The organism is Pseudomonadales bacterium (assembly GCA_041395945.1).
In the GTDB taxonomy this organism is placed as follows: domain Bacteria; phylum Pseudomonadota; class Gammaproteobacteria; order Pseudomonadales; family Azotimanducaceae; genus SZUA-309.
Genome location: JAWKZN010000002.1, coordinates 75,342 through 89,726, shown reverse-complemented (window position 1 = coordinate 89,726; position 14,385 = coordinate 75,342). Strand labels below are relative to the sequence as shown.

The window sequence follows — 14,385 nt, the reverse complement described above, 5'->3', positions numbered from 1 at the left end:
CGTTCCATTGCGAGCTTAGATCGTAGTCGTTTACTGGAGCCATTCCTCGCGGTCGAGGGAGGCATCGTCTTAACTAAGCTCGAACTCATGAGGGGAGATGATCTAGAGGTCTGAGGCGATACTCCAATGCGTGGAAGTATCGAAATTCTGGCCCTCTATATGGATGAGTTAGTAGCAATCGCACTTCAGTTTGGGAAGCGCTAAACCTCAATGTCCAATTTTCTAGCGGCAACTTCGAAAAGTCGAGGAGGGATGCAGGCGTATTGATAGCCAGACCACCCTCCAATGAATAGTCAAGTCGAAATTCCCGATCGTCCGGGGCAAGATCACCGCCAATCCAATTGGGTCTAATCGAAAACTCGTAGCTTCCGCCAATATCCAATCCTGATAGTGTCCACAACTGTTGCTGATTCGTTGATGCAGCTCCGATGAAATTCGATCCTTGAAACTTAGGCCCGAAACCTTCTTTTCTCAGTACAGGCATTGCTCTTGTATCTAGAGAAAGCGGGAAGATCATTGGCAGACCCGGTCCGATAATTCCTTGTGGGTCAGCAGTCTGATAGATCTCCCCACTACTGTACAGATCGATTCCGCTTCTGTGATTCCCTCCGATACGCTTTATAGGTGAGTTGAACAAAAAATACCGATGCACTTCATGATATGAGAGCGGGCGTGCTTTTTCTCTATCCCCGTCGATGAAGTAGACATGAGTTGTGGGATCAAACAGCATCCATCGATTGTCGATGTGTAGTTCGCATAGAGTGTGTCCGTCTCCAGGCGGAAAATTGTATAGTCCTACGTATCGGCCCCGAATTCCTCTACAGCGGCTCAGCGCGAGGAGCGTGTTGGTAAACGTACCGCAGGCACCTACTCGTTCGAGAGCTGTTGCATCTGGGGTGGATAGCGAAGCAATGCCAACGCTGAATCCGTCGATGTAAGCCATGCATCTGTCGACAAAGTGTGTGGCTGAATCGGTGCCCTGAGCCAGTTGGTCGGCTAAGTGCTGCATTCGACGGGTAATTGGGATTCTGAAAATATGCAGTGGATTTTCGGAATCTTCCGCGCTAAAAACCACTTCGTCGCCAGCAGGAGAAGGCAACAACGTAGGGTTTGAGATCAGCGTTTGGCCATTTGGTTTTGGCCATCTGCCATCTGATCCTCTTTCGCACCCAGGAATGCTCATGATGAAGGCGCTGAATCCTACGCCAGATAACAACCTGCGTCGCGTAAGCCCGGGCATGCATCTTCTTGCGATTTCAGAAGAATCGCTCATTAGGCCTCCTGCCATACACTTCGAAAGTAAGTTTCACCGTTGATAGCAGTAATCATGCTCAGTGTATACTGGATGGTGGCGGCAAAGCCGGAGTCTATCGACACGAACTAAACTCCTCCATCCGACTTCGTACTAGTGGACTACAGACTCCCATGCTTGTCCCGTGGCTATAGAGCTCGAACCTGTAGATATCGTATTTGACGTACGAAACCATTTCGGAATCGAGTAATAAAAGCAAAAAAGAACAAGTTCGAATCTTGACTCTTGGAACCTTCCCTCTGCCCAATGGATGTACAAGTTGCTTCGAATTCCGTCGACCATGACTCCGCAGTTCCCGTGGAAAAGTCCAGCGTGGACGGCGGTTGGCGCATGAAGCTCCCTCCCTCGATAGTCGTGATGATACGGAACGTCGAGTCGCCGATTGAAAGATCGCCGCCAAGCCACTTGGGTTTGAAACCGAAGCGATAGCGGTTGCCCGGCACCAATCCTTGCAGGTCCCAGCGATGCTCGTGGTTGGTACCGGCCGCGCCGATGTATACAGCCCCCTGGAATGTCGTACCGAATTCCGGCCGCGTCACCACGGGTCGCTCGGTGAGGTGCAGCTTGAGCGGGAATCGCAGCGCCCGAGAAGGTCCGATGACGCCTTGGGGATCGGCTTTGAGGAAGATGTCCGCTCCGCTATAAAGATCCCGCCCGGAACGTGTGTTTCCTCCGTTCCGGTAGACCGGTGCGCCCGCTAAATAGCGATCGCGGACTCCCTCATAGGCGAGAGGTTGCGCACCGGGTATCGACTTTGCAGAGTAGTAGATGTGGGTAGTGGGGTCGAACAGCATCCATTGACCTGCGATGAGCAGTTCGCAGACGGTATGGCCGTTGTTCTCCGGATAGTTGTGAAAGTTAATGTAGCGGCCTTCGATCCCGTGACAGCGACATAGCGCAAGTAGAGTTCCGCTGAAGGTGCCGCAGGCGCCGACTCGTTCGAGAACCGTTGCATCCGGCGTTGCGTCCGACGCGAAGCCGACCTTGAACCCATCGATATAGGTCATGCTCCGCTCAAAGAATTCGAATATTGAAGCTGTTCCGTGGGCAAGCTGTTCGGCGAGAAACTCGATTCGTCGGGTCACCGGGACCCGGAAGATATGCAATGGATTGGTCGGGTCGACAGCGGCAATGATCGGTCGGTCTCCCGCGTCACCCGACAGCACAACTGGCTCATCGATCGGTGGAAGATGCCTGTAGGAAGACCAGGCGCCGCGCGTCGGGGTACGACCGCAAGCACCCAGACCCACTGCTGCGAGAGCGACACCCAGACCAAAAGCGAATCGCCGTCGCGTCTGCTGGAAGCGAGGGTTCCGCCGAAAGTCGTAGGGTGTCACCGAATCTCCATGAGTCGAAGCAACAACCTGTTCTGTCCGCGGAAATCCGAGAAGACGATCCGCAGTCGAATCACATCCCGGGGGGGATCCAGCTCAAGCGTTTCGATGGTCGGATTTGCCGTCCCGGTGCCACCGATTCGAAGAGGCTCGTCCGATTCATCTTCGATTGCGTAAACGTCCACTTTTCGGGCCAGATTATTTGCGCTCTCCCACGTCAGGCTCAATTCCCGGGGTCGCGCGGCAGTCTCCAGTGCAAGTTCAACCATCGAGTTCGCCTCGCCTTCGATCCCAGCGACATAGTCGTCGTTCGGGTCCCCGTCCAGCGCATTGCGGTAGTCGAAACCTGGATAGGTCGGAGACGAATCGCTCAGGGATAGATTCAATGGCGGTGTTCGCAACGCGATGACTGGCTCTTGTATCACTGGTAGCCCGGCTTGCGCGAGATCCAGGAAATGGCGGTGTCGTAACGCGTACTGTCGATAGAACCAGCTTTCGTCATCCACCAGGGCTGATAGTCGTTCCAGTTGCGATACTTCGTACACTTGGTAGTCCGGACCCTTGTACCAGCCCAGGTCTTGCGGCCGGATATCGACCCTCGCTTCCTTCCATAGCTGGTCACCCAGGGTTTTCACCACACCTCCGCGCAACGGTGTGAATACGAGGTGACTCCCCTCATGGATTGATTGGATCTTCAGGGCGAACTCGCCTGGCGCGCGATCCAGATAACGCACGATAAGCTGGAGAGTGGGCATGTCGAACATATCGCCACCACCGGTATCAGGAAGGGCGATCATGAGGAACACATTGTGTAGCGCAGCACCGGATGGTGCCTCGCTGCGTATGTCGTATCCGCGAGCGAAACCACGCACAGTTGTGTCTTCGATAGTCTCGGCGGCGAGCCACTCGGTGCCCGAGATTGCGGTTTGCGCATCGGTATCCGCAGTGGACCCCACATCCAGACGCACATACTGTGCGGTCCTGGGATTGTACAACCTAACCTCATCGATCATCGGCGAGAGCGATCCGGACAGCCAGTCAATCTGCAACAACAGGCGCTTGCGAGGGTTGAGGTCGTATCTTAGCCAGTAGCCGGTGTCGAAAAGATGGAGGTGTTCGCGTAGGGATGCCAGTCCGTTGCGTGCCAGAGCTTTTATCGCGTCGGATCGCAGATGATCTCCCGCCGCCATCAATTCGGGCAGTGTAACGAGGTGCGCATTGAGCACATGGGTCGCGTTTGGAACCTCTTCGAACCAGTCCAGGCTGCGCCGATCTGTGGTTTTCACTCCACCGTCCTGCACCGATATCGCGAAGCCCCACGCGACGGCCTCTATCGTCTGCGCCAGGTTGGCAGATGAATGAAGCCCATCCTTACCCGCTGCGATCAGAGCCTTCAGCGCATAGGTCTGGAAGAAGGACGACGCCCAGCCAGCTTCGGTGAACACGTCGTTGTATGCGTTGCTGATTGGGAAAGTGTAGAGCGCGGCGTCGCCTACCCGGTACTGGTTTTCGGGATTGAGTAGCCACGCGATCGCCGGTTCACGTCTCAGTTGTGTGCGTGCAAAGCGGATATCGGCGTTTTCTGGAACCGCCAGCCCTCCCGTCAATGCCTGGTCTGCAATCATGTATGGATGGTAGATTCCATCGGCAGCCGAAGTGCTGGCGTGCTGGCGAATAACACCGTCGTCATCCAGGTCGAAAACCGCTTTGACCGGGGTTTGCGACGGGAGTGCCTCGACGGCCCCGGACACCTGTGTGCCGATGGATTCCGGAAATGCTGCGGATAGTTCGTACCCACGCGCAATCGTGGACCATGCGGCGAAACGCGGATCCCAGGTTGCGATCTCGCTGAGGTAAATTGCATGCTTCTCGGCGTAGGCACTGCCTACCCAGTAGCCTAGGTCGACGGGCCTGATCGGTACGATCCAGCGACGCCACGTGCCTGAGCCGCTGAGGAGCAGGTCGCCATCTCGCACGTCCCTGAACTCGGGGCCAGGTGCAATCGAACGTTGCTGAATGGAGATGTTGGCAGCCGCGTCATCCAGATACTCGATGCTCAGTTCGTAGGCGTCGCTACTTAGATTGTCCCGCCAGGTCCCGGGTAGATTGACATAGAAATAACTGTGCGGGGCGCCCACGACTGGTGATGCGAGTCGGGCACCAAGCAGTCTCCTGATCGTCCGATCCTCGATCCGCTCCACCTGTCCCCAGTCCGTTCCGGCAATCCTCGCAGAGCCAATTGCATCGTCTGTAGCGCCGACATCAACGATGGTGATCTCTCCCGTTCCCGGGTCCTTCAACTCTATCCGATCGATCGCCAGCGAGTGGCTGGGAAAGCCATACGGATTCACAAGGCGGAATAGGAGTTCAGACTTGCGGGGATTGAGGTCGTATCTGAACCAGTAGCCCGTATCGAATCGAGGCAGCCAGCGAGCGAGTGTGTCTGCTCCGCGTTGCGCCCAGGTCCCGAAATCAGACTCCGGAATCGCCTCGCTCAAGGCGTTGAGTGCGATGAGTGCGCGCATGTGACCATTTAGAATATGACCAGGATTGCTGACAGGGTGCGGAATCTCTTCAAACCAGATGTCATTGTCAGATTGGAAAAGTAAACCGCCTTCAGACAACGGTGTCGTTAGCGCGAGTGCAGCTTTCCTGGCCAGATTAAGATATCGATCTTCACCGCTTTTCCTGTATGCGATCAGGAAAGCCTGGATTCCTGTTGCCTGTGCAAACGCACTGGACCAAGGTGCTTTGATCGTAATGTCGTTGTAGGTACTGTCGAAATCGTAGGTCCAGGTCCAGAGCCCACCTTTTGCTCTTTTGAGATTTTCTTCGAGCCAGGATATGCAGGCATAGAAATGATCATCGTTGCTTCTGCCTTCCAATTCGCCTGTATAAGCTTCTACACCGGCATAAGCCAGAGCGTACAGAGCGATCCAAGCAGGATGATGAGTTTTCCCGACCTTGGGGATCTGGAGAATCGGTATGCCGGATTTACCCAGGATATGGACGGCATTCTGCACGTCTGTCTGCTCCAGAGGTTCTACCTTCCAGATGCCCGACTTCCCGTATATCAATCCGACAAGCGTTAGCGCGGAGATAGTAATGGCTGCGAAAGCCAGCCTGCCCATCTGCTTGTAGTCGACAGCCATCTGCACTAGAAGCGGGTTATGGTTCGGATCGATTCGTTGTTGATCTTGCACGCGGAACGACGCGCTGACCAAGAACAGGCCCGAGAGTTGTCGCCCTTCACGACTAAACCTCCTTTGTGTGGTGGGCCTTGGAAGATCCTCGCGAAAGCTGGTTCGTTGTTAGAAGCTCGTCAATTCTTGCTATGTAGACAGAATCCTGAATTTTCCATGAAAAGTTCGATCGGCTCGACATTAGATTGTCCTTCCATGTTGCGGTACTCAGACGCTCGAATGCGATATCAATCGCGTTGGCGATCGCCGGTGGGTTAGGCATGCCGTGAACCATGCCGAAATCGTTTTCGACGACGAATCTTCGAAGTTCCGGAGAGTCGTTGGCAAGAATTGGCAGACCGGCCTGAATGAACTCAAAGAGCTTGTTCGGAGTGCAGTAGTAAGAGTTCAGATCGACATGAGGGTAGGGAATGATTCCCAGATCCGCGGAAGCACTGTGCTGGAGGAGTTCTGATTGAGGAACTGCCGGGAGGAAGTGTACGTTTTTGTTCAACAGATCCAGCTTCGCTGCAGTCGCTTTCAATAACTCACCGTATTCACCGAAGCCCATCATGACGAGATTGATATCTGCTGTGCGCACGCGCCGCATTGCGGCGACGAGCTCATTGAGGTTTCTGTGAGGTGAGAATCCGCCTTGCAGAAGCAGCAGTTTCCGCGTGGTCGGGAGTTGCAGCTTCTGTCTTAGAAGGTCGTGCCGCTCATTGGGATTGAAGGTTGGATGAGGATCGATTGCATTGGTGAGCACAACAGGCTTGTCAATGGAATACCTGGTGGCCATTTCATCAGCGATGGATTCATTGACTGCAAACACCAGGTCAGCTTTTCCAATCAGCAACTTCTCTGCTTCTGAGCAGATCGCTCGCTGAGCGCGTGAAAATGAACGCTGCTCCGGATACAACTCGTGTGCGTCATAGATCAGGGGTACCTGCCATCTTCCGGAAAGTTCGACACCAGCCTGCAAAGCCGGAAGGTCATGTACCTGCACGATATCGGGGGCTTCTGCAGGTGCATGGCTGACGAACGCATGTCGAAACGGTAGCGGATCGTGTAGTCGTCTATTCCGATACCTCATCAGCAGCTTCGCTCGATAGCTGTGCCAGTTGATCCGGCTGCTGATAGCGAAACCCCTCTGGAGAAGTAGGGTTCTGGTGGACCAGCGATTTGAAGCGGAGTTCAGAAGTCCATTCAGCCGCTGCTGACGAGTCATATACTCCGTATATGTCGGATTTTCAGGCACGACAAAAGATAGTCCGATCCGGGTCAGTTCAATACCTTCAGGAGTGATTTCGTGGGTCGTTTCTGTATCGAAGGACAACGCGAGCAATTTAACTTTGTGCCCGCGCTGAATCAGAGACACCGCTTGAGCGACAACACGCCTGTCGAGGTGCTGGTCGTGGCATAGCATGAGTACTGTCGACATCAGCGAGTGTTCTCCGAACCTTTCTTCCTGAAAGATCGAAGGACCCTGCGCGCGCTGGCGCAAAGTCGAACTTCCAATCGGGACTGCAGCATAGCAGCCTTAGCATTCAGCTGGTCTACCTGAGTCATCAGCTTTCTGTTCAGATTCTCTAATCCGACCTGAGCGTCCGCAGTTTGTGATAGCTGGATTTTCAGGTCATTTACTGCAGCCTCGAGGTTCTCGATTTCGGCCAGTCGGACATCGAGTTCGATGGATCGTTTCTTGAGTCCAAGGTTTTCTGCTTCAAGATTCTGGATGCGCACAAGCGCTCGGTCATGGTCTGAAACAGCTTTACGGAGAGCTAGACACTCCGCCTCCAGGTTCTGGATGTGCACGAGAGCACTTTCGTACTGGGCTGCTGTCTTGTTCAGAGCGGTCCTCTCGGCAGTAAGGTTCTGCATTCGTACGACTAGTGCATCGATCTCTTGGTCGCGCATCTCCTCCAGATTCTGCAAATCTCTTACCAATTGGCCACTCTCGAACTGCGATATCGAAGTGGCTTTGAGAAAAGACGGATCGAACCAGATCTCGTCACTGACCTGAACTCTGAGGCCAGGATAGGCTTGAAAGTAACATTGCCCTGCGCTTGATGTGCTCGCCCAGATAATCTCTGGACCACACCCGAGTTCCGCATATTCGAGCAATCCCAGCTGAGTGGAACGAAGGAGCACCCCGTAGTACCCAGGGATCGGAATTCGCTTGAGAGTGATCTCCTTTTGCTCTTCTCCTTCGGCTAAAAGCACACCATTGTAGAGAATGCCCAGACCATCCTCGACGACTCCTTCAACGCAACCTTTCATTCCTGGGCTGCGGCGCAGTCGCAGCGTGTCGGCAGATTCGTAAACCGGAAATTGTCCGATCTCAGTCTCTGCGCTGCGTATCCATCGCGCGACCTGCGGATAGGCGTGTAGATCCCCGAGGTTGTCAGGGCGATGTGCGGGTAGCATCGTTGCGCGACGAGTAGTCAACTCCGGAACGGGACCACCGAAAGAAAGGACCGTCTCTGCTCGGCTGTAGATGGCAAGTATTTCGCTATGACTGCGCCATTGCCGGATTTCAGATAGATGTGCATACACTTGTTTTCCGAGCGCCGCGGCTGTTAGAGTACTCAACGGTTCAACAGCCTGGGGATTCTGCCCTGCGGATCCGCAGGATGGGCAGGTACTTTCGGTCCAACCGGACCATTCATCCAGAAAATATCTTCTAAACAACACCTCTTCTCGAAGCATCGCAGACCATGGCTCACCGGTGATGATGAGTGATTCCAGAGACCAACCGGTCGCGGCACGCGCCACGAAGTCGGGGAGATCGTAGCGACGGAGATGCCAGTTAGCATGATATAGATGATTGCACTGCGCACATCGAGCCGTCGCGTCGAGGAGTTCTTCGCGAAACGGCACAGCAACCAGAACAAATCGCTTAGCAACTCGAAAGAGTTCATTCCAGACGCTCTGGTACGCCGGCTCAGGGATGTGTTCGAGAGTATCGGTGGAGAGCACGAGATCGAACGAGTCATCTGCCATGGGGATATTGGCCGCATCTGCCAGGACTGCGCTCATCTGCAGGCGGCTCAATGCTTCCGCGCTACTGTCCAGGCCGGTAAATGCACAGCCTGTGCGTTCGGTGATGAGACGCGTCAACTTACCATCACCACAACCTACGTCGAGTCCCGATCCCACGTCTCCAGAAGGCCAGAAATCGACAATAGCGTCGACCAGATTGCGCTGGCTGAGCAGCATCTGCTGATCCCAGACAGCTTTGGACGAAAAGAGATCTGAGCCTTGCTTCACGTCAGTGTGTGCCATTCGGCCTGTTGATTGACGATGCCGATCTCCACTCCGATTCCTGGCGGAGGAAGTATTTTCAATGCATAGAAGCGATCATGCAGATCGTGTGCAGGAGGTTCGGCCGCGGATGTGGGGTTGAGTTCCTTGAACATCGCTACTGAAACCAGATAGTCGCCTGGACCAAGATTGAGAGGATTAAAGTCCACACGGATGCCACCTTCGCCGGTCAGGGTCCCTGAATGATAGCCGCAGAGTGTGGAAATGACCTGCATTGCACAGGTTCCGTCCGGTCTGTAGACCGCAATGACAGGCACAGCCTCTGTAACTGCCTCTGAAGCGAAGTATCTGAATATCGCGAATGCCGGCAGGCCACTGATCAGGGTGTGTCTTGCCTTGCCTGATTCATCAAAGAATGCGAAACCGGATATTCGGACCTGGCCTTTGCCATACCGGTCCTCCGGTGGTATCGCCTGAACGGTCTCGAGCAGCAGTTCATCTGCACTTTTCTGTGCGGGTGAGTCGGTCAATTGAAAACGTGCCGTACTGCCTTCTGATCCCGTATTCGTTGGTAAAATTCGTCCGATCGTCCGGTAGGTGTTTTTCTCTGCATCGAAGCAGTCGATGTTCACAGGTATTTCGGCCCTCTGAATGATCTCGAACTCGATCCAGCGTTGGTTGACGGCGCGATCTGGCCACACGATCTGCAACGGAGCATGAGCGTATTTTCCGCCGAAGTCTGAGAATGCCCATCCCGGTCTGGATCTGGATGAGGGTTCGATCTTCCAGTTCATGAATTCGGGGTCAACGATCAGTGCACTGCCGTTAGAGTCGGGACTGTCGCTCGAAATCCTGCCGAGTTCACCATTGAGATCGCCGTAACTGATGTCGCCGACTATGAGCGCCGTCCGGGGGGCGATGCTGCCATCGCCTATGAGCCGGAGGAGTGAGTATGTGCTGCAAGTACTCAACACCGACTTTGCCTGTTGCCTCGTCAGTGACATCGTGCGGATCCGCAAACGCTGCTCTTCATCTTCTCTGACACTCGAGAGATAAGCCTTTGTAACCCGGAGCAGATTTCCGTCGTCGCGTACATGTCCAGCTTCGAGCCAGATTGCGCGGTCACACAGCATCTGAACTGAACTCATATCATGTGACACGAATAGGATCGTCGCTCCCTGACCAGTCAGCGTCTTCATGCGCTGGATGCATTTGCCCATGAAATAGGCATCACCGGCCCCAAGCACCTCATCGACTATCAGTATTTCCGGAGAAATACATGTCGCTACTGCGAAAGCCAGACGGGCGTACATTCCGGACGAGTATTCCTTTACTGGGCGTTGCAGGAAATCGTCAAGCTCCGTGAATTCCCGAATGTCCTCGAGAGCGATCGCAGTTTCGGTAGTGGATTTTCCCTGCAGTGCCAGTGCCGAGTGAATATTCTGAACACCGGTAAAGTCTGGATGAAACCCGGTACCCAGCTCCATGAGCGCCTGGACCTCCCCATTTACCTTGACGGTACCGCAGTCGGAGCGCATCTGGCCGCTGATGATGCGCAGAAGCGTGCTTTTACCAGCGCCATTTCGGCCGATCAGAGCGACCCGCTCACCGCTGCGGATCCGAACACTCACGTCGTCGAGCGCCTGAAAAGTATCGTATCGAGATGCCGGGACTGGTATTCCCAGGGCATCGAGTGCCTGCCATCCGGGGCTTGAGAAACGCTTGAAACGCTTTGTCAGCCCTTCAATGAAAATGGCCGGTTCAGAGGTAGTCATGGAACAATGGTTTCAGGCGGGAAATCAAAACGTGGCCGAGTTTGAGTACTGCAAAGCTGAAGGCTGCGAGTATCGCGATCTCTGCGACCGGCAGCGTTCCGTCCATCAGACACTCGCGGTAGATCTTCATAATCCATGCCAATGGATTGAAATCCAACAGCGGGCGCAGATTTTCCGGCACCATCGCATTCGTGTAGGCGATTGGTGACACCAGCATGAGAAACAGAATGATAATCGGAGTGGCCTGTTGAAAATCCCTGAAAAAAACGGTCAGTGAGGCTGTTATCCAGACGATTCCGAGCGTCATGAGAATTTGCAGCAGGTAAACGAGCGGAACAGCAAGGTGCGTCCAGTAAAGATGACCATTGACTGCTACTGTTACCCATACGAGCACCATACCTAATCCCATGGTCGCGTGTCCGACGAGCACGTCGCGAGCCACTACCAATTCGATTGGAAAGAGCGTGTTTTTCAATAATCCCCGATTTGCGACGATACTGACAGTGCCTACACCAAAACTTTCGGCAAAGGCGAGAAAAGGTACAAGACCACAGAATATGAGTTGAACGTACTGGTATGTACCCAGCTCCGGAATTCGTACACCGAGTATCACGATGAATACGGTCGCATACATCGCGAGAAATGCCAGCGGATATATCAGCAGCCACGCCACACCCAGAATACTGCCCCGAAATCTGGCAAGCAGGGCTTCCCGGCTTGTCGCCAGCAGAAGGCTACGCTGGCGGTAAAGTACGGTTACCAGTCCCGGCAAGATGTCTCCCGTGTAGTTCCCTCAGAATTGCCTCGCTCGCGTGTCCATCTCCGTATGGACTCGCATCGGCCCGAACCGGCGGGCCGCATGCGAGTACGGCTTCTACTATCCTGTTCCGATCTGCACCCACAATCTGATTCCAGCCGCTTTCAACGGTTTCCACCCACTCTGTTTCATCGCGCATCGTGAAACAGGGAACCCTATAAAAGAACGCCTCCTTCTGCACGCCCCCGGAATCGGTGAGTATGGCCTTAGCACTGCGTTCCAGAGAGATCATGTCAAGGAAGGCCAGCGGCTCCGTAATGATCAAGCTATCGAGCAGTTGCTGGTACCCTATGGCAGCGATCTGCTTGCGGCTACGCGGGTGCAGGGGCAAGACAACGGGGGCATGGCCTGCGAGCTGCGCAAGCGCTTCGAGAATTTCTCGAAGACGATTCGGATCGTCAGTATTCTCCGCACGGTGGCAGGTGGCCAGGATGTACTGACGATGCGTAAGTTTCAGGCGCTCCAGTATGCGGCTCATGGCTTGTGCGCGCTCGGCGTAATAGAGCGAGACGTCATACATGACATCACCAACATTGTGAACGCCCTGGGTAATGCCTTCTGCAGTCAGATTGTTCACAGCCGTGGCAGTGGGACAGAACAATAGGGTCGACAGTCGATCGGCGACAATCCTGTTTACTTCCTCGGGCATACGCATGTTGAAGGATCGCAGTCCTGCTTCCACATGCGCTACAGGAATGTGCAGCTTGGCGGCGGCGAGTGCGCCGGCCAGCGTTGAATTAGTATCGCCGTAAATCAGTAGCCAGTCCGGCTTCTCCTCAAGTAGTACTTCCTCGATGGCCGACAGCATTCGACCGGTCATCGCGCCGTGGTTTCCCCCGGCGATCGCGAGATTATAGCGTGGTGCTGGAATTCCCAGTTCGTTGAAGAACACACCGGACATATTTTCGTCGTGATGCTGTCCGGTATGTATGAGCACCTCATCGACACCACTGGCATTCTGCATACCGATGATGCGTGAAATTGCCGCCGCCTTGATGAACTGTGGCCGGGCACCGACTACGGTGGCGATTTTCATGCGACCGATGAAATCACCGCGTTGGCGATTCTCTCCTGGGTCTCAGGCTCAAGATAGGGATGCATGGGAAGACTCAGCACGCGACTCGCTACCCGTTCAGCCCCCTTCAGATCCGATGAAACTCGGCACACGCTGGAGTAGGCCGGTTGCTGGTGCAATGGTACCGGGTAGTGCACGGCGGTAGGAATCCGGGCCTCTGAGAGGAACTTGAGAATGGATTCGCGCTCGTCTATCTGAATAGTGTATTGACCCCATACGCAGGTACGATCATTTCTTACAGCAAGCAACTGAATGTCGTTGTATCCGGAAAAGAGGTCCGCATATCGCTTTCCTGCTTGGAACCGCTGCTCGATCTCCCAATCGAATTGCTCAAGCTTGGCGAGTACGATGGCGCACTGCAGGGTATCCATTCGCCCGCCAACGCCGATACGTGTGTGGTAGTAGCGCTTCTCCTGGCCGTGGATGCGGATTTCCCGCATAGCCTTGGCGAAATCATCGTTGCTGGTGAAAATTGCGCCGCCGTCGCCGTAGCAACCGAGCGGTTTGCTCGGGAAAAAGCTCGTGCAGCCGATCGCGCTGACATTGCAGCTCTCCCGGCCTTTGTAGGATGCGCCGAAGCTCTGTGCTGCATCCTCAATGACAGTGATATTTCCATGGCGCGCTGCAATGGCATTGATTTCATCCATGTCCGCGGGCTGGCCATAGAGTGAAACGGGAATGATGGCCCGCGTTCGTGGAGAGATTGCAGCTTCGAGACCGGACGTGTCTAGGTTGCAGGTGTCGGTCTCGACATCCACGAATACAGGCACCGCGCCCAGCAGTGCGATGACTTCGGCAGTGGCGACGAAGGTGAAAGGTGTTGTGATTACTTCGTCGCCGGGTTGTACGCCGATTGCCATCAGCGCAATCAGCAGTGCTTCAGTGCCGGAGGCTACGGTAGTGCAGTGTGCAGCGCCGGTTCGCGTTGCAAGCGCCTCCTCGAGTTCGCGCACTTCAGGACCCATGATGTACTGCCCGTGTGACAGTACGTTCGCCATTCGAGTGTCGATCGATGATTTGAGGTGAGCGTACTGCGCCTTCAGATCGACGAACTGAATACTCTCGGTCATAGCTGCGTACAATCCTCGCCATTGATCTGGTAACTGGCGCCACACTCGCAGAGAACTGCGCCGTCACCTCGCAGCTGAACGCCGCACGAGCACATCCATCCCTTTCTTTTTGCCGGAACTCCGACCATGAGAGCGAAAGGTGGGACATCCTGATTGACAACGGCGCCTGCGCCAATGAAGGCAAATTCGCCAATCGTGTGTCCGCATACAATCGTGCAGTTGGCACCGAGTGTCGCCCCGCGTCGCACGAAAGTCTCGCGGTACTCATCCTTGCGGGAAATGGCCGCGCGGGGGTTGTAGACATTGGTGAAGACCATGCTGGGGCCACAGAATACGTCGTCTTCGAGACGTACGGCATCGAATACTGATACGTTGTTCTGAATTCTCACGTTGTTGCCGATGACAACGTCGTTACCCACGTAGACGTTTTGTCCGAGAGAGCATTCCTCCCCGATCGTAGCGCCGCTGCACACGTGCACCCAGTGCCAGATGCGAGTTGTTTCACCAACTTTTGCACCATCATCAACAATGGCTGTCGGGTGTATCGACATATCTC

At 54.6% G+C, this 14,385-nt stretch carries 10 protein-coding genes; all 10 read right to left on the bottom strand.

The features are described from left to right. Window positions 1–85: 85 nt before the first annotated feature. Window positions 86–1,273, bottom strand: coding sequence for a transglutaminase domain-containing protein (locus R3E82_17195; GenBank protein MEZ5552621.1), 1,188 nt, complete (start codon window positions 1,271–1,273; stop codon window positions 86–88). Between the two features lie 167 nt (window positions 1,274–1,440). After that, window positions 1,441–2,649: a transglutaminase domain-containing protein gene (locus R3E82_17190; GenBank protein MEZ5552620.1), complete on the bottom strand. Its 1,209-nt coding sequence runs from the start codon at window positions 2,647–2,649 to the stop codon at window positions 1,441–1,443. Beyond that, a complete protein-coding gene (locus R3E82_17185) occupies window positions 2,646–5,849 on the bottom strand; it encodes a D-glucuronyl C5-epimerase family protein (protein ID MEZ5552619.1) in 3,204 nt (1,067 codons plus the stop codon). The genes R3E82_17190 and R3E82_17185 overlap by 4 nt, the downstream gene beginning before the upstream one ends. 52 nt (window positions 5,850–5,901) lie before the next feature. Then, window positions 5,902–7,269: a glycosyltransferase gene (locus tag R3E82_17180; GenBank protein MEZ5552618.1), complete on the bottom strand. Its 1,368-nt coding sequence runs from the start codon at window positions 7,267–7,269 to the stop codon at window positions 5,902–5,904. After that, a complete protein-coding gene (locus R3E82_17175) occupies window positions 7,269–9,113 on the bottom strand; it encodes a methyltransferase domain-containing protein (protein MEZ5552617.1) in 1,845 nt (614 codons plus the stop codon). The genes R3E82_17180 and R3E82_17175 overlap by 1 nt, the downstream gene beginning before the upstream one ends. Then, the gene (locus R3E82_17170; GenBank protein ID MEZ5552616.1) at window positions 9,095–10,867 is read right to left on the bottom strand and encodes an ABC transporter ATP-binding protein; all 1,773 of its coding nucleotides are present in this window, start codon (window positions 10,865–10,867) and stop codon (window positions 9,095–9,097) included. Before R3E82_17170 ends, R3E82_17175 begins: the two co-directional genes overlap by 19 nt. Beyond that, entirely contained in the window at window positions 10,854–11,639 is a 786-nt protein-coding gene (locus R3E82_17165) for an ABC transporter permease (protein MEZ5552615.1), read from the bottom strand. The genes R3E82_17170 and R3E82_17165 overlap by 14 nt, the downstream gene beginning before the upstream one ends. Continuing rightward, the gene (gene wecB, locus R3E82_17160; GenBank protein ID MEZ5552614.1) at window positions 11,602–12,720 is read right to left on the bottom strand and encodes a UDP-N-acetylglucosamine 2-epimerase (non-hydrolyzing); all 1,119 of its coding nucleotides are present in this window, start codon (window positions 12,718–12,720) and stop codon (window positions 11,602–11,604) included. The genes R3E82_17165 and wecB overlap by 38 nt, the downstream gene beginning before the upstream one ends. Continuing rightward, window positions 12,717–13,829: a DegT/DnrJ/EryC1/StrS family aminotransferase gene (locus R3E82_17155; GenBank protein ID MEZ5552613.1), complete on the bottom strand. Its 1,113-nt coding sequence runs from the start codon at window positions 13,827–13,829 to the stop codon at window positions 12,717–12,719. Before R3E82_17155 ends, wecB begins: the two co-directional genes overlap by 4 nt. Beyond that, the gene (locus R3E82_17150) at window positions 13,826–14,380 is read right to left on the bottom strand and encodes an acyltransferase (GenBank protein ID MEZ5552612.1); all 555 of its coding nucleotides are present in this window, start codon (window positions 14,378–14,380) and stop codon (window positions 13,826–13,828) included. Before R3E82_17150 ends, R3E82_17155 begins: the two co-directional genes overlap by 4 nt. Window positions 14,381–14,385: the final 5 nt, after the last annotated feature.

Excerpts from the sequence above, each read along its gene's own strand:
- R3E82_17175 (MEZ5552617.1), bottom strand. The coding sequence starts at position 9,113 with ATGGCACACACTGACGTGAAGCAAGGCTCAGATCTCTTTTCGTCCAAA.
- R3E82_17180 (MEZ5552618.1), bottom strand. The coding sequence starts at position 7,269 with ATGTCGACAGTACTCATGCTATGCCACGACCAGCACCTCGACAGGCGT.
- R3E82_17155 (MEZ5552613.1), bottom strand. The coding sequence starts at position 13,829 with ATGACCGAGAGTATTCAGTTCGTCGATCTGAAGGCGCAGTACGCTCAC.
- R3E82_17195 (MEZ5552621.1), bottom strand. The coding sequence starts at position 1,273 with ATGAGCGATTCTTCTGAAATCGCAAGAAGATGCATGCCCGGGCTTACG.
- R3E82_17150 (MEZ5552612.1), bottom strand. The coding sequence starts at position 14,380 with ATGTCGATACACCCGACAGCCATTGTTGATGATGGTGCAAAAGTTGGT.
- wecB (MEZ5552614.1), bottom strand. The coding sequence starts at position 12,720 with ATGAAAATCGCCACCGTAGTCGGTGCCCGGCCACAGTTCATCAAGGCG.
- R3E82_17170 (MEZ5552616.1), bottom strand. The coding sequence starts at position 10,867 with ATGACTACCTCTGAACCGGCCATTTTCATTGAAGGGCTGACAAAGCGT.